Origin of the sequence: Streptomyces sp. AC512_CC834, assembly GCF_019049325.1 — a bacterium.
In the GTDB taxonomy this organism is placed as follows: domain Bacteria; phylum Actinomycetota; class Actinomycetes; order Streptomycetales; family Streptomycetaceae; genus Streptomyces.
Genome location: NZ_JAGMUO010000097.1, coordinates 555,273 through 575,543, shown reverse-complemented (window position 1 = coordinate 575,543; position 20,271 = coordinate 555,273). Strand labels below are relative to the sequence as shown.

At 68.9% G+C, this 20,271-nt stretch carries 15 protein-coding genes and 1 pseudogene; 7 read left to right on the top strand and 9 right to left on the bottom strand.

Annotation, left to right across the window (positions count from 1 at the left end; all coding sequences use genetic code 11):
• Nucleotides 1–321 precede the first annotated feature (321 nt).
• From KUM40_RS30140 to KUM40_RS30130, 3 genes are all read left to right on the top strand, one after another.
• Nucleotides 322–2,451 carry a SpoIIE family protein phosphatase gene (locus KUM40_RS30140; RefSeq protein ID WP_217169359.1) on the top strand — a complete coding sequence of 710 codons (2,130 nt, stop codon included), beginning with the start codon at nt 322–324 and terminating at the stop codon, nt 2,449–2,451.
• A 1,010-nt stretch (nt 2,452–3,461) separates the two neighbouring features.
• Nucleotides 3,462–5,288, top strand: a complete 1,827-nt coding sequence (locus tag KUM40_RS30135) for a reverse transcriptase/maturase family protein (protein WP_217169358.1) — start codon at nt 3,462–3,464, stop codon at nt 5,286–5,288.
• A 124-nt stretch (nt 5,289–5,412) separates the two neighbouring features.
• Nucleotides 5,413–7,239: a reverse transcriptase/maturase family protein gene (locus KUM40_RS30130; RefSeq protein WP_217169357.1), complete on the top strand. Its 1,827-nt coding sequence runs from the start codon at nt 5,413–5,415 to the stop codon at nt 7,237–7,239.
• Between the two features lie 185 nt (nt 7,240–7,424).
• Here the strand turns inward: KUM40_RS30130 and KUM40_RS30125 are convergent, their stop codons facing one another.
• The 3 genes from KUM40_RS30125 to KUM40_RS30115 form a co-directional block, all read right to left on the bottom strand.
• Nucleotides 7,425–8,609, bottom strand: coding sequence for a type III polyketide synthase (locus KUM40_RS30125; RefSeq protein ID WP_217169356.1), 1,185 nt, complete (start codon nt 8,607–8,609; stop codon nt 7,425–7,427).
• Between the two features lie 210 nt (nt 8,610–8,819).
• A complete protein-coding gene (locus KUM40_RS30120; RefSeq protein ID WP_217169355.1) occupies nt 8,820–9,674 on the bottom strand; it encodes an alpha/beta fold hydrolase in 855 nt (284 codons plus the stop codon).
• Between the two features lie 270 nt (nt 9,675–9,944).
• The gene (locus tag KUM40_RS30115; protein WP_217169354.1) at nt 9,945–10,655 is read right to left on the bottom strand and encodes a TetR/AcrR family transcriptional regulator; all 711 of its coding nucleotides are present in this window, start codon (nt 10,653–10,655) and stop codon (nt 9,945–9,947) included.
• 142 nt (nt 10,656–10,797) lie between these two features.
• On the opposite strand from KUM40_RS30115, the gene KUM40_RS30110 reads away from it, so the two are divergent.
• Nucleotides 10,798–11,919, top strand: coding sequence for an NAD(P)/FAD-dependent oxidoreductase (locus KUM40_RS30110; protein ID WP_217169353.1), 1,122 nt, complete (start codon nt 10,798–10,800; stop codon nt 11,917–11,919).
• 25 nt (nt 11,920–11,944) lie between these two features.
• On the opposite strand, the gene KUM40_RS30105 is transcribed toward KUM40_RS30110, so the two are convergent.
• Nucleotides 11,945–12,376: a DoxX family protein gene (locus KUM40_RS30105; protein WP_217169352.1), complete on the bottom strand. Its 432-nt coding sequence runs from the start codon at nt 12,374–12,376 to the stop codon at nt 11,945–11,947.
• 246 nt (nt 12,377–12,622) lie between these two features.
• On the opposite strand from KUM40_RS30105, the gene KUM40_RS30100 reads away from it, so the two are divergent.
• Nucleotides 12,623–13,360 carry a lytic polysaccharide monooxygenase gene (locus KUM40_RS30100; RefSeq protein WP_217169351.1) on the top strand — a complete coding sequence of 246 codons (738 nt, stop codon included), beginning with the start codon at nt 12,623–12,625 and terminating at the stop codon, nt 13,358–13,360.
• Between the two features lie 64 nt (nt 13,361–13,424).
• Here the strand turns inward: KUM40_RS30100 and KUM40_RS30095 are convergent.
• A pseudogene (locus KUM40_RS30095) lies at nt 13,425–14,183 on the bottom strand (amidase family protein); the annotation flags it as partial.
• A 62-nt stretch (nt 14,184–14,245) separates the two neighbouring features.
• Here KUM40_RS30095 and KUM40_RS30090 point away from each other — a divergent pair.
• Together KUM40_RS30090 and KUM40_RS30085 are read left to right on the top strand one after the other, a co-directional pair.
• Nucleotides 14,246–14,602, top strand: a complete 357-nt coding sequence (locus tag KUM40_RS30090; protein ID WP_217169350.1) for a DUF6479 family protein — start codon at nt 14,246–14,248, stop codon at nt 14,600–14,602.
• 107 nt (nt 14,603–14,709) lie between these two features.
• Nucleotides 14,710–16,383, top strand: coding sequence for a ubiquinol-cytochrome c reductase cytochrome b subunit (locus KUM40_RS30085; RefSeq protein WP_217169349.1), 1,674 nt, complete (start codon nt 14,710–14,712; stop codon nt 16,381–16,383).
• Here the strand turns inward: KUM40_RS30085 and KUM40_RS30080 are convergent.
• From KUM40_RS30080 to KUM40_RS30065, 4 genes are all read right to left on the bottom strand, one after another.
• Nucleotides 16,359–16,769: a cytochrome c oxidase subunit 4 gene (locus KUM40_RS30080; protein ID WP_217169348.1), complete on the bottom strand. Its 411-nt coding sequence runs from the start codon at nt 16,767–16,769 to the stop codon at nt 16,359–16,361. The two genes, KUM40_RS30085 and KUM40_RS30080, sit on opposite strands and share 25 nt — an antisense overlap.
• Nucleotides 16,766–18,502, bottom strand: coding sequence for a cytochrome c oxidase subunit I (gene ctaD, locus KUM40_RS30075; protein WP_217169347.1), 1,737 nt, complete (start codon nt 18,500–18,502; stop codon nt 16,766–16,768). The genes KUM40_RS30080 and ctaD overlap by 4 nt, the downstream gene beginning before the upstream one ends.
• Before the next feature lie 267 nt (nt 18,503–18,769).
• Nucleotides 18,770–19,813 carry an SPFH domain-containing protein gene (locus KUM40_RS30070; RefSeq protein WP_217169346.1) on the bottom strand — a complete coding sequence of 348 codons (1,044 nt, stop codon included), beginning with the start codon at nt 19,811–19,813 and terminating at the stop codon, nt 18,770–18,772.
• A gap of 2 nt (nt 19,814–19,815) precedes the next feature.
• Entirely contained in the window at nt 19,816–20,247 is a 432-nt protein-coding gene (locus KUM40_RS30065) for an NfeD family protein (protein WP_217169345.1), read from the bottom strand.
• Nucleotides 20,248–20,271: the final 24 nt, after the last annotated feature.

Below are 20,271 nucleotides of genomic sequence, written 5' to 3'. Positions count from 1 at the left end.
TGGGACAGTCGGTCGAACGGAGCACGGTTCGCAGCCCTCGGCGGCCTCCGTTTTCGTGACTCCTGATTCTCGCTGCCTCTTATATTGTTGCACAATTGGCGATCTTCTCACCGTCTGAGCGACTCACCGGCGAGGAGTCCGGCCCGCCGGCCGACGACATCACCCGGTTCTTCCGCGGGCGCGATCCGCTGATGTGGGCGAAGCGTCTCCGGGTGTTATTGAATGAAGTGAGTGCGGCCGGGAATCTCGGGGCTCTGCCGCACGGGTTCGGGTACGGCCCCGGCGCCGTGCCGGGGTTGGCGAGCGAGCTGAGGGAGCCGCATGGACTCCACACCCTCCCCGTCGTCCTCGTCGCCGTTCGACCTGGTCAGCAGCGCCTTGGGGCAGTACATCCCGCGTGGCGGGGAGACGGCGGCAGCCGGCGACCCGGCAGCCGACGACCCGACGGACGGCCGTCAGGAGCAGATCCTCGGGGCGGTCAACCTGGACCGGGAGCTGAACATCACCCGCTCCAACCTCGACGCCCCGGCCTTCGTGGGGCTGGACGTCGTGCCCGGGAGTCCGTTCGTCGATCTTCTGCCGCAGGGGGACGTGCCGACGGTCATGCGGCGGTTGCGGCAGGTCCTGGAGACCGGTGAGGCACACGTCGCCCGGGTCCAGCGCCTGCGGCGCGGCGACGGGTCGGAGCTGGTGGTCTCGATGAGCATCCTGCCCGCCGCGGCGCCCCAGGAGGGCCTGGTCGTCTCCGTGATCGCCATGGCCAGGAGGCTGCACCTGTACGCCGCCGAGACCGCGATCGGCACCTCGCTGGACATCGGCGAGACCGCGCAGTCGCTGGCGGAGTCCCTGCTGGCCTGGGGAGACGTGGCCGCCATCGACCTCGACTTCGCCGTGTGGACGGGCGAGGGGGTCACCGAGCGGGCGCAGGGCCGCATCCGGCTGCGGCGGGCCGCCCTGGTGCCGGAGCGGGCGTGGCCCGAGGGCTACGTGACCCTGGGCGACGACCTGCCCGGCGACGCGAGCCGCCTGCTGGCCCAGGCGATACGGCGTGCCGACGCCCCGCAGTCCATCGTCATCCCCGACCGCGAGGCGATCGAGCGGGTCCTCGGAAGTCCGCGGCTGGTACGCGCCCTGGTGCCCGGGGACCGGTCGGCGGGTGTGGCGTGCATACCGCTCGTCCTGGAGGGCGATCCGCCCGTCGTACTGGGGGTCGCGGAGGTCTGGCGGCGCGCGGACCGCCCCTTCGCCGACAGCGAGCTGCTCGACCTCCAGGAACTGGTGGCCAGGACCTCTCATCACGTGGACCTGGCCCGCCAGCACCAGCGCGAGCACACACAGGTGCTGGCGTTGCAGCGCCGGCTGCTTCCCCGGTCCGGCGGTGGCACCATCCAGACCGCCAGCGTCTACCAGCCCGCCACCCCCGACAGCGCGGGCGTCGGCGGTGACTGGGTGAACAGCTTCCCGCTGCCGGACGGCCGCACCGCGCTCGTGGTCGGTGATGTCGTGGGACACGGCCTGGGAGCCGCGGCGACCATGGGACAACTGAGCATGGAGGCCCGCGCGCTGCTGTCCGCGGGGCTGGCGCCCGACGAGGTGCTGGAGCACCTGGACGAGACCGTGTCGCTGCTGGACGACGCGGAGTCCGGGCTGGCGGCCGGCTACAGCGCCCTCGGGTCGACCTGCTGCGTCGCCGTCTACGACCCGGTCAGCCATCGCGTGGCCCTGTCCAGCGCGGGCCACCTCCCGCCGATCCTGATGTTCCCGGACGGACGTGCCGGGCCCCTCGCGGTCCGCCCGCACCCCGGCCTGGGTGCCGAGTTCGCGCTGCGGGAACCGTTCGACGTGCACACGTTCGCCGCACCCCCGGGCTCCCTGCTCGCCCTCTACACCGACGGCCTGGTCGAGGATCCGGCCGTGTCGATCGACGAGGGCATCGGCAGGCTGGCGGACGTCGTGTCCACGGTGCACCCCTGGGACACGCTGCAGCAGGCCGCACGGCGGGTGGTCTCCGCGCTGGTGCCGGCCAGCCAGCGCGACGACGTGACGCTGCTGCTCGCGCGCATGATCGGCTACCGCAAGGGGGACACCGCGACCTGGCGGCTGCCCGCCCGCGACGACGCGGCGGCCCGCGCCCGCGCGCTGGTCTCCGCGCTGCTGCGGCAGTGGCGCATCAGGGACGCCACCCGGGACCGCGTGCTGCTCCTGGTCAGCGAGCTGGTCACCAACGCGGTCCGCTTCGCGGGCGGACCCATCACGGTACGGCTGATCAGGAGCGGTCACGGCCTGCTCTGCGAGGTGGGCGACACCGGCAACGGCAGGCCGCGGCTGGGCCGGCGAGGGCTCCTGGACGACGGTGGCCGAGGCCTGCACGTCGTACACCGGCTCACCGCCCGGTGGGGGGTGCGCTGGACGGACACCGGCAAGGTGGTCTGGGCGGAGTGCGCCTTGTAAGCGCCTGTTTGTATCCCCGGTAAAGCCGGGAGGGATTTGGAGGATATTCCTGGGTCCGATGACTTACCTGGAGCCGAAAGGCGAAGGGGACCACAGCATGTCAGGAAAGCCGGGGCCGGGTTCAAGTGCCTGAGACGGTGCCCAGCGGGACCCGCGCAATATGGCGAAAGCTGGATTGCCTGAATCCCAATCTCCAGTCGACTAAAAGACGAGTCCACCGGAATGGCATTGATACCGGTGTCGTCGCCTGTGCCGCTGTCTTCTGCCCATCGGCACACCTCCGGGCGGCGAAGCGATACCCAATGAGGGTATTCAAGGAGATGAGTGGGACGCCTACGTTGCGCTATCACGTACGACCAGGACGAACAAGGGATCACCTAAAGGACGCGAGTCCCATGGTGACGGAGTGCCCGTAGTAGTCGCAGGGGTAACGGCCTGCCAAGGAGGACGGGAAAGCCGTCCACAGGGCGAAGTTGCGCCGTCTAACTCGGCGTTGGATCACTCTCTCAGAGAGTAGAGGTTCGGAAGGAGAAGCCTCTGGACTACCCGCCTTACCTGGACGCGAAAGTGCGAGGGGACAATAGCATGGCGGGAAAGCGTGGAGCGTTGTGAAGGCGTTTATAGCGCTGCCGCGCAAAGTCCGCGTGATATGGCGAAGACCAGACTGTTTGAAGCCAAGTTCCCAGGGATGGAAATGTGCATCCTCCGACATACAACGCCCGGAGCGGAGCCATCAGCATCAGGCGAATCCCCTTTGCTTCGCCCCAACCCTTCCGGCTGGCGGACGGTGGGCAACGAGCTCACTCAAGGGAACGGACAGGCCGCCTACGTCACGCTCGATACGTCCAATGCAAGAGGAATTCGGGATCACCTAAGGGGTGCGAGCCCTACGGTGACGGAGTGCCAGTAGTAGTCGTGGGAGTAACGCCCCACCGGGGAGAGCGGGAGAGCCGCTTACAGGGCCAAGTGGCACAGGTGTCCACGATATCCGGAGAGGCAAGGTACGCGTAATGCAGAGAGCCGAAGCCCTGATGGAGATCATCCATGAACGCGGCAAGAGAGGATTGCCACTGGAGAGGCTGTATCGGCACCTGTTCAACCCAGAGCTGTACTTGCGGGCCTACGGGAAGATCTACCGCAATGACGGCTCTATGACACCCGGCTCCACGCAGGAGACCGTAGACGGTATGAGTCTGAAGAAGATTCAGGCGATCATCGATGCGCTGCGGTATGAGCGCTATCGGTGGACCCCGGCTCGACGTGTGTATATCGAGAAGAAGGGATCACCCCAGAAACGTCGGCCTCTAGGTCTACCTTCGTGGTCGGACAAGCTGCTGCAAGAAGTGATTCGCTCCCTACTGGAAGCGTATTATGAGCCGCAGCTCTCCGACCGCTCCCACGGTTTCAGGCCGGGGAAGGGGTGCCACACCGCGCTCACGGAAGTCTCTGAGACGTGGCGCAGTGTCACCTGGTTCATCGAGGGAGACATCTCCCAGTGCTTCGATCGGCTGGATCATGGAGTCTTGCACTCCATCCTGGCTGAAGACATTCACGACAGTCGCTTCCTGCGGCTGATCGATGGGCTACTTCAGGCTGGATACTTGGAGGAATGGCGCTACCACGAAACACTGAGTGGTGCGCCACAAGGGGGTGTTCTGAGCCCCTTGCTCTCCAATATCTACCTGGACCGGTTGGACAAGTACGTCGAGACAACGCTCTTACCCGTCTTCAACCAGGGAGCTCGCCGTAAGCCGTATCTGCCGTACATGCGGATACACAAGGCGGCTTGGAAACTGGAAAAGCGCGGACAGCGCGAGGAAGCACGACAGTTGCGCCGTCAACTGCAACAGCTCCCCTCGCATGATCCAAACGATCCTGGCTTTCGACGACTGCACTACGTCCGCTACGCGGACGATTGGCTGCTGGGGTTCTCCGGGACGCGACGGGAGGCCGAGTACGTCAAGGAGAAGATCGGGAAGTTCCTGCGGAACCGGTTGAAGCTGGAACTCTCCGAACCGAAGACCTTGATTACCCACGGGCGGACACAGGCCGCTCGCTTCCTCGGCTACGAAATCGTGGTCCTACACGACGACGCCAAGCGCGATCGGAACGGTCATCGCTCTATCAACGGGCAGATCGGCCTGAAAGTGCCAATGAACGTCGTGCGCGGAAAATGCAAGCCCTACATGCGCCGCGGTAAACCGGCCGCCCTGCTGGAGCGCGTGCACGACTCGGATTTCCGGATCGTCACGCGGTTTCAGTCAGAGTTCCGGGGCCTCGCGGAGTATTACCAGTTGGCCTACAACCGGCACCGCCTCGGCCTGCTGAGGTGGATCACGGAACGATCCCTGGCCAAGACGCTGGGACATAAGAACAAGATCAGCGTCAACAAGGTCTGGAATCGCTACCGTGCCACCTGGCAGACACCTGCTGGACCCCGGAGGGGTCTACAGATCAAGGTCGAACGCGGCAAAGGAAAGAAGCCGCTGGTCGCCCGTTGGGGCGGGGTCTCGCTGGCCCGAAGGACCACGAGGGTGACTCTCAAAGACGACCTTCCTGCGGTTTGGAGGAAGCGTCCCGCAGAACTCATCGACCGGCTCATGTCCGGCCGTTGCGAACTCTGCAAGGCGCGAACAGAAGTCGAAGTGCACCACATTCGGCGCCTGAGTGACCTCCGTTCCGGGAGTCAGGCCGAACAGCCTGACTGGGCAAAGCAGATGGCATCACGCCGCCGCAAAACCCTGATCGTCTGCCGCGACTGCCACAACGGAATCCACAGCGGACTCTCAGTTCGGCAGGACTCGATGGAATCGACGCTGGAGAGCCGGGTGCGGTGATAAGTCGCATGCCCGGTTCGGTGGGGGGCCGTCGGAAAAGGGTCTGCATCAACGGACACCTCGCCGGCGGCCTACCCTGCGGACACAGGTGACCGGATGGAGATGAGACCGGGAGGTATGCGTAATGCAGAACGCTGAAACGGTGCTTGCTGTCCTCCGTGAACGAGGCAGACGGAATCTGCCGTGCAATAAACTGTATCGACAACTGTTCAACCCGCAGCTGTATCTCATGGCCTACGGTCGTATCTACTCCAACCAGGGAGCGATGACGGCCGGGGCAACAGGGGAAACCGCCGACAGAATGTCCATGGAGAAGATCGGCCGCATCATTGATGCGCTGCGCCACGAGCGCTACCGGTTCGATCCGGTGCGACGGGTCCACATCCCGAAGAAGAACGGGAAGACCCGCCCGCTGGGCCTGCCCTCCTGGCCGGACAAGCTGGTCGGCGAGGTGATGCGGCTCCTGCTGGAGGCGTACTACGAGCCGACCTTCTCCGACCGGTCCCACGGTTTCCGTTCCCGCCGGGGCTGCCACACCGCCCTCAGCGAAGTGGTCCGCACCTGGACCGGGACAGCCTGGTTCGTCGAAGGAGACATCGCCCAGTGTTTCGACCGCCTCGACCATCAGGTCATGCTCGACACCCTGGGCGAGAAAATCCGCGACAACCGGTTCTTGAGGCTGGTGCGCAACATGCTCAACGCCGGATACCTGGAGGACTGGCAATGGAACACCACGCTCAGCGGCGCACCGCAGGGCGGGGTTCTTTCTCCGCTCCTGCCCAACATCTACCTGCACCGGCTGGACACGTTCATCGAAACAGTTCTCATTCCGGAATACACCCGAGGAAAACTCCGGGCACGCAACCTGGAGTACAACCGGGTGCTGTGGGCGCTCACAAGCGCACGCAACCGCAAGGACCACGCTCAAGCGCGGAAACTGCGGCAGCAACTGCACCGCCTGCCCAGTCAGGACATGAACGACCCTGACTACAGGCGGTTGCGGTATGTGCGTTACGCCGACGACACCCTCCTCGGGTTCGCAGGACCACGAGCCGAAGCCGAGCAGATCAAACAGCGTATTGCAGGGTTCCTGCGTGACGACCTCAAACTCGAACTCTCGCAAGAAAAGACGCTGATCACGCACGCCCGAACCGGCAAAGCGCGATTTCTCGGCTACGACATCACGGTGCAGCACGAAAACCGCAGAGTGAAGCGCTCCGCCACCGACCGGCGCAACCGCCGCACAGTGAACGGAGCCATCGCCCTGCACGTGCCGAAAGACGTGATCAAGGCTCACAGCACGCCGTATCTCAAGGGCGGCAAACCCGCCCGCCAGCCCCACCTGACACACGCCGACGACCACACCATCGTCAACCTCTACGGGGCCCGATACCGCGGCATCGTCCAGTACTACCTGCTGGCCGGCGACGTCTTTCGACTGAACCGGTTGCACTGGGTCATGCAGACCTCCCTGCTGCACACCCTGGCGAACAAGCACCGCTCGACCGTGTCGAAGACGGCCCGCAAGTACAAGGCCACCATCGACACACCAGCCGGGCGGCGCACATGCCTCCAGGTCAGCACAGAGCGAGGACCCGGCAGGAAACCACTGGTCGCACGGTTCGGCGGCATTCCACTGCAACGGCAGAAAACAGCGGTCCTCCTCGACCGCGAACCCTCCTGGGCCTCCCACCGGCGCAAGGAACTGATCGGACGGTTCCTCGCCCGGTGGTGCGAGCTGTGCGGACGACCCGGCAACGTCCAGGTCCACCAGATCCGCAGGCTCGCCGACCTCGGGAAACCCGGAGAACAACAGCCCGGCTGGGCCGCCCTCATGATCAAGCGACGCCGCAAGACACTCGTGGTCTGCGCAAGTTGCCATGAGGACCTCCACACCGGGCAACCCACTGCCTCACACGGCGAAGATCACTGGAGAGCCCGCTGCGGTTAACGTCGCACGGCGGGTTCGGGAGGAGGCCGCTGGGAAAAGGAACAGCTCCGCTGTCACCCCGCCCGGCGGCCCACCTCACGGTCGCGACGTGACGCGGCCGCCGGCCGTCTCACGCGGCCGCCGGCCGTCTCACGCGGACGGCGCGGCGGACGCGACGGGTGTGGCGGGTGCGGCGGGAGCCCGCGCTACAGCCACTCCCCTTCCAGGGCGGTGGCCGTGAGGCCCGGCGCCGCCGCGTACAGGACGGCCCGGCTGCCCGCCGGCTGCCCGGCGTCGTGCGCCCTGCGCAGGATGTCGAACACGGCGGCGCCGCCGCGGTTGCCGCTCGTATAGCTGTCCCGGCTGAACTCGAGCAGCCCCGACGGCCACTCCTGGGGCATCGTCTGCTCCATGTACTCCAGCACCCGGGTCCCGCCGGGGTGCGCGAGCAGTACGTCGGGGTGCCACGCGTCGGGGTCGTCCTCGAAGCGGACGCGGAGCCACTCCCACATCGCCGTGACCGTCTCCTGCACGGCGCGCGGCCCGCGCCGGTCCATCACGAAGTGGGTGCCGTCCGCCCGCGTCTCCAGGCGGTGCAGGTCCTGGGTGCCGGGCAGGGTGTGGTGCCAGGCGGAGTCCAGCCGCAGCACCGACTCGGGTCGCGGCCGGCCCGTGACCACCGCGGCGACCGCGGTGTCCGCGAACAGCAGCCGCACGATCAGGGACTCCAGGGTGTCGTCCCCGGGCTGGTAGGTCGTACTCAGCGCCTCGGAGATCACGACCAGGACCACCCGGTCGGGGTCCGCCGCCACGAGGTCCGCCGCCAGCGCCAGGGAGCGGGTCCCGGCCACGCAGGCCCACTGCGCGGCAGGCAGCAGCATCGTGTCGCCGCGCAGCGGAAGCCTGTTGGCCAGGGCGACGTCCAGTCCCGGCAGCGCCGGGGTGGTGGAGTTACTGGTGATCAAGCAGTCGACGTCCGAGGCGTCCAGCCCGGCGATCTGCAGTGCTCCGCGTGCCGCACGCTCCCCGTAGGACTGCACGGCCTCCCAGGCCGGGGCGGTGCGCTCCTGGACGGTCTGCGGCGCGGGTATCGCCTCGAGGGCGGCGACCGCGCGGTCCACGTCCTGCTCGGTGAACCCGTCGCGGGCCAGCGCTTCCCGGGCGGGCCCGGTGCCGGCGGCCGGCAGGCCGCCCCCGGTGCCGGGCGCGACGGCGGTCTCCAGGGGCAGCATCCATCCGCGGGTCTCGATGCCCGTACTGGCCGCGATGCCGTCGACCCGGGGTGCCCAGGCCGCGTGTGGATGCCGGCCCTGCACTTCCGCCACGATCTCTTGGGTCTTCACGGAGTGCTCACCGTGTATCACGGCAGGCGGGCACAGGTATGCGGCCACAATCGGCACCTTTCCAAGGCGGGCGGGGGAGACGTCACCAGTGCTGTGGCATGGCTCACTTCAGCACTTCGCGACCAAATCGATGCCGGCACGCGCTACTTCGGGCGGCGGCTCTCGTTTCGAGCATGGACGCGAAAGGGGCATTTCCGCTGTGACCCAGGCAACTTGGGCAGCCTCGGGATGCGTGAGACGGCGCACACCGCCGGAGAACTAACCGAGCGCGAGCATCGCCTCGGCGACCTCACCGGCCGCCGTGTCCGGGATCGCGCCGGCGGCCGCGTCGAGGATGAGCAGTCGTGCCCCGGGGATCTCGCGCGCGATCGCCTCGCCGTTGCCGACGGGGAAGAACATGTCGCGGCGGCCGTGGACGACGAGCGTGGGCAGTCCGATCCCGGGCAGTCGCTCGCGCCAGCGGGGCGCGCAGTCGAGCCGGGAGAACACCATGCCTAGCTGGTTGGCCACCTGGACCTCGGGCGCGGTGCCGGGCGTGCGGTCCCAGACGCGGGCGGCGACCGAGCGCGCGGTGACGGGGTCGTCGCCGAGGATCTCCGCGCCCGCGGCGGCGAACCCGGCCACCGCCTCGCGGTCGCTCCAGTCGGGCATCGGATGCGCGAACAGCCGGTCCATCGTCGCCCGGTCGTGATCGGGGAGGTCCTCGTCCGGCGGGCCGGGGGCGACCGCGCGGGTGCCGGCCAGGGTGAGCGCGGAGAACGCGTCCGGATGGTCGAGCGCGGCCACCTGGGCGACCATCCCGCCGACGCCGATCCCCGCGAGGTGTGCGGGAGCGCCGCCGAGCGCGCCGGCCAGGGCCGCCGCGTCGGCGGCGAGGTCGCGCAGGGTGTAGGCGGGCGCCTGCGCCTGTGCCTGCGGGTCCGCCGTGGTCGACTCGCCGCTGTCGCGCAGGTCGTAGCGCACCACCCGCCGCCCCTCGGCGGCGAGGCGCTCGCAGAGCGCGTCGGGCCAGGACAGCATGGTCGTCCCGCCCGCGAGCAGGACGAGGGGTGCGTCGTCGTCGCCGAAGGACTCGATGCCCAGGGCGACCCCGTTGGCGTTGACCGTGGTCATCCGGTCACCGTAACCGCCCGCGCCCGTCACGACGAGGCTCGGCGAGCGCCAACCCCCAACGAACCGGCACCGTTCGCCCCAACGGACCAGTTCCCTCCAACGGGCCGGTCCCCCCCACCGGGCCGGTTCGCCCCACAGAGTCGGTCCCCCCGCCGGGCCGGTTCCCCCTCACCGGGCCTGTTCCCCCTCGCCGGGTCGGTCCCTCGCCGAGCCTGTTCTGCCCGCCGGGCCTGTTCCGCTCTTCGGGCCGTTCTCCCCGCCCCGCCCGTTCTACCGCCCCGGTGGGTGGAGTGCGGTGATGCCGGCGAGGACGAGAGCGATGCCGGCCAGGAACTGCTCGCGGTCGTCATGGTCGCGTGCCTGGTCTGCGACGGCCCGGGTGAACGGGTAGTCGTCGGGGTCGAGGCCTTCCCATGCCGTCGACACGGTGTCCAGGAACTCGGCGCGGTCCACGTCCGGCCCCAGGGCGTCGGCGCCCGCCGTGTTCGCGGCGTTCTGACCGGAGGCGCCGAGGATGTAGTGCATCAGTGCCGAGGACGCCGTGAACCAACTGTCCTCGGGCACGCCCAGCGCGCGGACCTGCCGGCCGAGGCTCTCGAAGATCCGCGGCGTCACCGACCCCCAGGGGGTGCGGGAAAGCTGCGTCGCGAGCTGTGTGGCCAGCCACGGGTGTGTCTCGGTCGCGTCGAACAGGCCGAGCGCGACGGCACGGATCGCGTCCTGCGGTGAGTCCGTGGAGCCGGTGGGCTCGACGGTCACGGCGGTGGCGACGACGGCGTCCGTGGCAGCGGTGAGGAGTTCGGCCTTCCCCGTGATGTGCCAGTAGATCGCCCCGGGGCCGGTCGCGAGACGCTCGGCCAGCGCGCGGAAGGTGAGACCGCGCTCTCCCACCGTGTCGAGGAGTTCGACGGCGGCGCCGACGATGCGCTCCCGTGAGAGGGGTTCCTGCCGCCGTTCCGGACGGCGCGACCTGGGTGTCATGGCTTCAGCGTAGACCGTCTGGAATGCCGTTCCAGCTTGACAGGTAGTGGAACGGCGTTCCACTCTGGATGTGTACTGGAACGGTGTTCCAGTCCTGTTCCGCCGGACTTCCTCGGCGGTCCGCGACCAGGAAGGCAGTGCCATGACCACGCACGTCACGATCGTCGGCGCCGGACTCGGCGGCCTCACGCTCGCCCGCGTCCTGCACGTCCACGGAATCCCGGCCACCGTCTACGAGGCCGAATCCTCCCCGGCGGCACGCGCGCAGGGCGGGATGCTCGACATCCACGACCACAACGGCCAGCCCGCGCTGCGGGCCGCGGGTCTGACCGAGGAGTTCCGCGGCCTCGTCCTGGAGGGCCGTCAGGCGTCGCGGGCCCTCGCCCCGGACGGGACGGTCCTGTTCGAGGAGGGCGACGACGGCACGGGCGGGCGCCCCGAGGTGATGCGCGGCGAACTGCGGCGGACGCTGCTCGACTCACTCCCGGCCGGCACCGTCCGCTGGGGCCACAAGGTCCGTACCGTCCGCGCCCTCGGCGAGGGCCGCCACGAGGTGGCCTTCGCCGACGGCACCTCCGTCGTCACCAGCCTGCTGGTCGGCGCGGACGGCGCGTGGTCGCGGGTCCGGCCGCTGCTCTCCGACGCCACACCCGAGTACGTGGGCATGTCGTTCGTCGAGACCTACCTGTTCGACGCCGACACCCGGCACCCGGCCACCGCGAAGGCGGTCGGCGCCGGTGCGATGTTCGCGCTCGTGCCGGGCAAGGCGATCCAGGCCCACCGGGAGAACGGCGGGACGCTCCACACCTACGTGGCGCTGCGCAAGCCGCAGGATTGGTTCGCCGGCATCGGTCTCGCCGATCCGGCGGCCACCGCGCGCACCGCGGGGGAGTTCGCCGGATGGGCGCCGGAGCTGACCGCACTGATCACCGACGCCGACACCGCGCCTGTAGTGCGCCCTCTCCACACCCTCCCCGCCGCGCACCGGTGGGAGCGCGTGCCGGGCGTGACCCTGCTCGGCGACGCCGCCCACCTCATGCCCCCGTCCGGCGAGGGTGCCAACCTCGCCATGTACGACGGCGCCGAACTCGGCACGGCCCTCGCCGCGCACCCCGGTGACCCGGAGGGCGCGCTCGCCGCGTACGAGCGGGACCTGTTCCCCCGCAGCGCCGGGGAGGCCGCCGACGCCGTACAGCTCCACGAGCTGATGTTCGGTGACGACGCGCCCCACGGCCTGATCGACATGTTCACAGCCTCCGAGTGACCCCGGTGACCGGCACGCGGACCGGCTACAGAGTCCTGGCGACCGGCCGGCTGCCGTCCCTGCGCCGGGGGCGGAGGCGGGCGGCCAGGCTCCAGCGGCCGGGGCCGAGGGCGGCGACGAGGAGGAAGGACCAGCAGAACATGACCGCCGACTCGCCTCCGTTCTCGATGGGGAAGAGTCCGTCGGGCTGATGCTCGACGAAGTAGGCGTACGCCATGGACCCGGAGCACAGGACCGCCGCGGCGCGGGTGGCGAGGCCGCACAGCACCAGTGTGCCGCCGGCGAGTTGCACCACGGCGGCCCACCAGCCGGGCCACGCGGCGAAGCCGGGTGCGGCTCCGTGCGGACCGCCCAGGACACCGAACAGAGTGGCCGCTCCGTGGCAGGCGAACAGCAGGCCTACGACGATGCGGAAGAGCGCGATCACGTGTTCCCTGCGTTTTTCCAGCGCTTCCAACGGTGGTGCTCCTTCCTTGCGTTGCGCAGCGACCGCGGGGGCCGGGCGACCCATTCGACTTTTAACCACCACGGCAGTCCTTGTCTAGACCAATAGCGCGACGGGTTTGCATCCGAGGCCCATTGCGCCAAGTGCGCACCGCGGGCCGCCGGTTGGTGTTGCGCGGACTCTTGACCGCATCCGTTTCGCCGCTATGGTCTAGACCTGAAGTCGTCAGGTCTAGACCTGCATGGGAAGGGGTAAGACATGCGCACCAAGAGACGGGTGGCCTGCGCGGTCGGGGCGCTGCTCGCTCCGCTGCTCGCCGTCAGCCTTCCGGCGAGCACGGCCAACGCCCACGGCTGGGTGACCTCGCCCGGCAGCCGGCAGGACCAGTGCGCCGCGGGGATCGTCGACTGCGGCCAGATCAAGTACGAGCCGCAGAGCGTCGAGGGCCCGAAGGGCCTGAAGAGCTGTAGCGGCGGCAACAGTCAGTTCGCCGAACTCGACGACGACAGCAAGGGCTGGCGGGTCACACCGGTCGGCACGACGCACACCTTCACCTGGCACCACACGGCCCGGCACGCCACCGCCAACTGGCAGTACTTCATCGGCAACCAGAAGATCGCCGAGTTCGACGGCCACGGCGCTCAGCCGCCCGCGGACGTCAGCCACCAGGTGGACTTCGGCGGCTTCACCGGACGCCAGAAGGTGCTGGCGGTCTGGAACGTGGCGGACACCGCCAACGCCTTCTACTCCTGCGTCGACGTCAACATCGGCGGCGGCGGCGACGACGGTGGTGGCGACGGCGGCGGAGACGACGGCGGTGACCCGGGTGCCTGCGCCGTGCCGCTCTGGAGCGCCGGCAGCGTCTACAACGGCGGCGACACCGTCTCCTTCGGCGGCCACAACTGGCGTGCCAAGTGGTGGGTTACGGGCGAGGAGCCCGGCACCACCGGTGAATGGGGAGTCTGGGAAGACCTCGGGGTCTGCGCCGCCGCGTGACCGCGCCGGACCGGCGCGCGCCGACCGGAGCGCGCGCCGGCCCGCACGGTCGGCCAACCCGCAGTTACGGCAACGTGGGCAGGTACCGCGGTGCCCGCCAGGCGTCCAGCCGGTGCTCCACCGCCGCCCCCAGCGCGAGCAGCTCGGCGTTCTGACGGTCACCGGCCATCAGGAGCAGTCCGACCGGCAGTTCGCCCACGGACCCGGCGGGGACGGACAGGGACGGATACCCGGCGACCGCGGCCGGAGTGGAGCGGGTTCGCCGGTGAGGGGATGGCGTCCAGGTCGTGCGCGGCCATGGTCTCGTCGATGGACCGCCGGGAGAGATTCTTCAACTCCGCACGCATGGACAGGTATTCGGGGTCCGTGGTCGACGGCGCGACCAGCGCCTGCTCGAACAGCTCCTGACCGGCGAAACACGTCTGCTCGGCGGGGTGCGTGCGGTTGAACTCGCTCAGCAGCGCCGGGAACTCGAGTTCGGCCGGCCGGTCCTGATACGGCGGGGTCACCTCGACGACCTGGGCGCCCGCGGCACGCAGCCGCGCCGCGGTGCGGGTCATCAGGTCGTCCACCTCCGCACCGAGCGAGGCCAGCCGCCACAGGCCGATCCGGCGTCGATCACGTTGCGCGCCATGGGCCCCGCCGTGTCCTGCTCGGCCGAGATCGGTACGATCCCCGACTGGCTGACCAGCCCGAGACCGGGTTTGTGGCCGACCGCCCCGTTCATTCCGGCCGGGCACACGATGGAGCCGTCCGTCTCGGTGCCGACCGCCACCTGTGTCAGCGCCGCGGCCGAACCGGAGGACGATCCGCAGGGGTTCCGGGCGACCCTCCCGTGCCGTTTCCCGGCAGGTTGGTGACGTGGGCCGGGGGTACCCGCGCTCCATGAACAACGCATGGATGGACCTGGCCGCGGGTTCCGGCGCTCTCGGCGTCTGGCTGATCATGGCGGCCGTCGTGGTGGTGGGCGTGCTGATCGGGGCGTTCGCGTTCGGCAGCCGGCAAAAGCGCCGTGAGCTGCCGCCGCCGCGTCCCGAGGAGCAGCCGCGCATGCCCGAGGCGGGGCCCGTCGGCGAGGTCCGGGAGCAGCGGGAGCCCGACGAGATGCCCAGGAGCGACGAACGCACGCTGCCGCACGACCTCGGGCACCGGGGCAGCCGCACCGCCTCCGGGCAGGACCGGCCCCGCTGGGACGAGGGCAGCAGCGGTTCCTTCGGCAGCGGCGGACCGGGCGGACGCTGAGCCGGCCCGTGACACCCTGCCGCTGCCCGGGCGCGGGGCAAGTCGAGGGGTGACCGTACCGGGGAGGGGAGGAGTTTCCGGCACGGGCGGCGGGGAATCCATGCGCCGTGCTGTTGCAGAGGAGAAGGGCCCGCGCGGGTGCGCGGGCCCGCCACGCGGCCGAACACACCGTCAACTGGGCCGACGGGCGGCTCCCCGTCTCCGAGAGCGGGGGGCTGCTGCGCAAGGCCTTCCCCGAGCACTGGTCGTTCCTCCTGGGCGAGATCGCCCTGTACAGCTTCGTCGTGCTGCTGCTGACCGGGGTCTGGCTGACGCTGTTCTTCAAGCCCTCGATGACGGAGGTCGTCTACAACGGCTCGTACGAGCCCCTGCTGGGCGTGAGCATGTCGGAGGCCTACCGCTCGACGCTGGACATCAGTTTCGACGTGCGCGGCGGGCTGCTGATCCGGCAGGTGCACCACTGGGCGTCCCTGGTGTTCCTTTCCGCCATCGGGGTGCATCTGCTGCGGATTTTCTTCACCGGGGCGTTCCGCCGACCGCGTGAGGTCAACTGGCTGATCGGCGTCACGCTGTTCGTGCTGGCCCTCGCCGAGGGCTTCGCCGGTTACTCGCTCCCCGACGACCTGCTGTCCGGGACGGGGCTGCGCATCGCGCAGGGGATCATGCTGTCCATCCCGGTCGTGGGGACGTACATCAGCATGTTCGTGTTCGGCGGGGAGTATCCCGGCGAGGACATCGTCCCGCGGCTGTACTCGCTGCACATCCTGCTGCTGCCCGGACTGCTGCTGGCGCTGGTCACGCTCCATCTGATCCTGGTGTTCTACCTCAAGCACACCCAGTGGGCGGGCCGCGGCCGCACCAACCGCAACGCGGTGGGCAAGCCGCTGTTCCCGCAGTTCATGACGAACTCCACGGGCCTGTTCTTCACGGTCTTCGGCGCCCTGACGGTGCTCGCGGCGGTGGCGCAGATCAACCCGATCTGGGCGTACGGCCCCTACCGTCCCGACGTCGTCTCCACGGGCTCGCAGCCGGACTGGTACGTCGGCTTCCTGGAGGGCTCGCTACGGCTGATGCCCCCGTTCGAGACTGCGGTGGCGGGCCACACCGTCATGTGGAACGTGCTGCTGCCCGCCGTGGTGCTGCCGGGCGTCCTGTTCGCGGTGCTGTACGCCTACCCGTTCTTCGAGCGGTGGGTGACGGGCGATCACGAGGAGCACCATCTGTGCGACCGGCCCCGGGACAAGCCCGTGCGGACCGGTTTCGGCGTCGCCGCGATCTGGTTCTACGGGGTGCTGCTGCTGGCCGGCGGCAACGACATCCTCGCGTACACCTTCCACGTGTCGCTGAACCTGCTCACGTGGGTGTTCCGGGTCGCCCTGGTGGTGGCGCCGCCGATCGCGTTCATCGCGACCAAACGGGTCTGCCTGGCGCTCCAGGAGCGCGACCGCGAGCGTCTGACCGAGGGCGAGGAGACGGGCGAGGTGCGGCAGACCCTCACGGGCGGCTATGCCGAGAGCCACGGACCCCTCGACCCCGAGGAGCGACACGTACTGCGGGCCCGCAGGGAGCCCGAGCCGCTCGCGCCGACCGCGAAGGGGGGCGACGCACCGCACGTGGGGCGGCTGCGGGCGACGCTCAGCGAGTGGTACTACGGCGACCGGGTCGACGTCGAGGAGACGGAGGGGCAGCGGGAGCGGGAGGCCGGGGCGGCGCGGGAGTCGGCGCCGGGATTGCCGTCGACCTCGGAACCCGAGGCTTACTCGGGTGAGCCTGAGCGCTGAGTGCCCCGGTCGGCGTACTGGAAGACCAGGCCGCAGACTCCCAGGCCCAGCAGGCCGAAGCCGATCAGCGCCAGCCACAGGCCGAAGACGATGCCGAACGCGAGTACCACGGCGGCCAGTGCGATCGTGATCGGCCAGGGGCTGTGCGGCGGGAAGAAGTCGAGCGGGCCGGCGGTGTCGATGATCTCGCCGTCGCCGCGGTCCTGCGCCCGCAGCCCGCGCCTGCGGTACTGCACGCGCAGGAAGAACGCGACGAGCGAGGCCATGAGGAAGGCGATGGTGAGGGCGGCGGTGCCGGCGGGCTCACCGGACCACCAGCCGTAGAGAGCCGCCTCGCCCCCGAAGAAGACCGCCACACCGGTGAACAGACGGGATTCGGTCCTCACCGCACTTTCCTCCGATCGTGTCGGCCGATGTCGGGATGGCCGATGTCGGGATGATGGAGGTCGAACGCCGGTGACTCGGAGCGGATCCGGGGCAGCGACGTGAAGTTGTGGCGCGGGGGCGGGCTGCTGGTGGCCCATTCGAGGGAACGGCCGTAGCCCCAGGGGTCGTCCCGCTCGACCCGGGTGCCGTAGTGGTGGGTGTGCCACACGTTGTAGAGGAACGGCAGTGTGGACAGGCCCAGCAGGAAGGCGCCGATGGAGCTGATGGTGTTGAGCGTGGTGAAGCCGTCCGCGGTCAGATAGTCGGCGTAGCGCCGCGGCATGCCCTGCTCACCGAGCCAGTGCTGGACGAGGAACGTGGTCTGGAAGCCGACGAAGAGCGTCCAGAAGTGGATCTTCCCGATGCGTTCGTCGAGCATTTTCCCGGTGAGCTTCGGCCACCAGAAGTAGAAGCCGGCGAACATCGCGAAGACGACCGTGCCGAACACCACATAGTGCAGGTGCGCGACGATGAAGTAGGAGTCCGTCAGGTGGAAGTCCAGCGGCGGGGAGGCGAGCAGGACCCCGCTCAGGCCGCCGAGCAGGAACGTCACCAGGAAGCCGCACGACCACAGCATGGGTGTCTCGAAGGACAGCGAGCCGTGCAGCATCGTGCCGGTCCAGTTGAAGAACTTCACTCCGGTCGGTACGGCGATGAGGAACGACATGACGGAGAAGAAGGGAAGCAGTACGGCACCCGTGGCGAACATGTGGTGGGCCCACACCACTGCGGAGAGCATGGTGATGGCGATGGTGGCGCCGACCAGGCTGACGTAGCCGAAGACCGGTTTGCGGCTGAAGACCGGGATGATCTCGGTGACGATGCCGAAGAACGGCAGCGCGATGATGTACACCTCGGGATGGCCGAAGAACCAGAACAGGTGCTGCCACAGCAGTGCTCCGCCGTTCGCGGCGTCGAAGATGTGGGCGCCGAACTTCCGGTCGGCCTCCAGCGCCAGCAGCGCGGCGGTGAGCACGGGGAAGGCGGGCAGCACCAGGATCGAGGTGAACAGCACGTTCCAGGTGAAGATCGGCATCCGGAACATGGTCATGCCGGGGGCGCGCAGGCACAGGACGGTGGTGATGAAGTTGACGGCGCTGAGCGTGGTCGACACGCCGCTCAGCACCAGGCCCATGATCCACAGGTCACCGCCCGGGCCGGGGCTGAAGACCGCACTGTTCAGGGGCGCGTAGGCGAACCAGCCGAACGAGGCCGCTCCGCCGGGGGTCAGGAAGCCCGCCGCCACCATCAGGCCGCCGAACAGGTACAACCAGTACGAGAGCGCGTTGAGCCGGGGGAACGCCAGGTCCGGGGCACCGATCTGCAACGGCATGATGGCGTTGGTGAACCCGGCGAACAGCGGGGTCGCGAACAGCAGCAGCATGATCGCGCCGTGCATGGTGAACAGTTGGTTGTACTGCTCGTTGCTGAACAACTGCAGTCCCGGGCGGGCGAGTTCACCGCGCATCAGTATGGCGAGGACGCCGCCGAAGAGGAAGAAGCCGAACGACGTCGCCAGGTAGAGATGCCCGATGACCTTGTGATCGGTCGTCGTGGCCCACCGCGCCAGCGCGCGCCCGAGCGTGCGGTTCGTCCGCTGCCGAGCCGGTGTCCGGCGCAGCGGTTCGGTTCTTCTGTCCACCGCCATGCGGCGGAGGGTACTCAGGCGCCCCGGGCCCGGACGGACGACCACGCCGGGACCGGCCCCGTTCGGGCGGCCGGATGGGCCACCTGGCGCACGCGGGCGTTCGGGCTACCGATGTGGCTTGTCCTTCTCATTCGGGGTCAGCCACAGGTCGCGGCCTTACGGGATGTCGCACTGCCTGTGCGGCCTGCGCGGGGAGTACAGCAAGGAAGTCGATCTCCTTGCGTGGCCTGCCGGATGGCCACCACCACGCGTGCAAGCAGTTCTCCTCAACCAGTCGTGGACCGGTCCACCCCGTGCGGCGGTCCCGGGTTCTCACCGGTCCTCGGTCGTGCGGGTGTGCAGCACCTCGGGTGTCACGCGGTTGGCCCTGGCCGCGTCGGCGAGCGCCTGGGCGGCGGCCTCCGCGGCCTGCGCGGTGTCGCTGGCGGCCTGGGCTGCCCCCTCGTCCGACGGTTTCTCGCGGGTGGCGGGTGACTGCGGGAGCGCCTCGGTGAAGGCACGGGACACTCCCTGGAGCGCGGAGGTGACCTCGCTGGGGATGACCCAGAACGTACTGCCCGAGCCCTGCGCAAGCTCCGGCAGCACCTGGAGGTACTGATAGGCGAGGAGCTTGGGGTCGGGGTCGTTGCGGTGCACGGCCTGGAAGACCTCGTCAATGGCCCGGGACTGTCCCTCCGCCTTGAGGATCTCGGCGGTGCGGTTGCCCTCGGCGCGCAGGACGGCGGCCTGCTTGTCGCCCTCGGCGGTGAGGATCTGCGACTGGCGCTGGCCTTCCGCGCCGAGGATCGCGGCCCGCTTGTCGCGCTCGGCCCGCATCTGCTTCTGCATCGCGTCCTTGATGGACTGCGGCGGATCGATGGCCTTGATCTCCACCCGGTTCACCCGCAGCCCCCATTTGCCGGTGGCCTCGTCCAGTACGCCGCGGAGCTGGCTGTTGATGGTGTCGCGCGAGGTGAGGGTCTTCTCCAGGTCCATGGACCCCACGACATTGCGCAATGTCGTGACGGTGAGCTGCTCGACCGCCTGGAGGAAACTCGCGATCTCGTAGAAGGCCGCGCGCGGATCCGTGACCTGGAAATACAGCACGGTGTCGATCTCGACGACCAGGTTGTCCTCGGTGATGACCGGCTGCGGTTTGAAGGACACCACCTGTTCCCGCAGGTCGATCACCGGATAGACCCGGTCGATGTACGGGATGACCAGGCTGAGTCCGGGTTTCAGCGTGCGATGGTAGCGGCCGAGCCGTTCGACGTTTCGGGCGCGGGCCTGCGGCACGATGCGCACCGCCCGCACCACGGTGAAAACCGCGAGAAGCGCGACGATCACACCGGCGATGAGGAACGCCGAAGCTTCCATGGTCACTCCCGTGGATAGACGAATGCGGTGGTGCCGCTGATCTCCATGACGTCGACGGTCGCGCCCCGGGGAATCACCAGCGTCTCGTCGTAGGAACGGGCCGTCCATTCCTCACCGCCGATACGGACCCTGCCCTCCATGCCGGTCACCTCGGAGACGACGTAGGCGGCCTTGCCGACCAGTGCGTCCACCCCGAATCGCTCGCTCTGGGGCTGGATGACATGGCGGAGCGCGATGGGGCGCAGGAAGAAGAGAGTGACGGTGGAGACGACGGTGAACACCAGGAATTGAAAAGGCGTCGAAAGGCCGACCGCCGCGGACCCGGCCGTGATCAGCGCGGCCCCGCCCAGCATTCCGAGCGCGGCGGTCAGGGTGAAGATCTCCGCCACGATCAGGACCGCCGAGACGATCAACCAGATCAGCCACGGATCCATTGCGACCCCCTTTCGGCTTTGAAA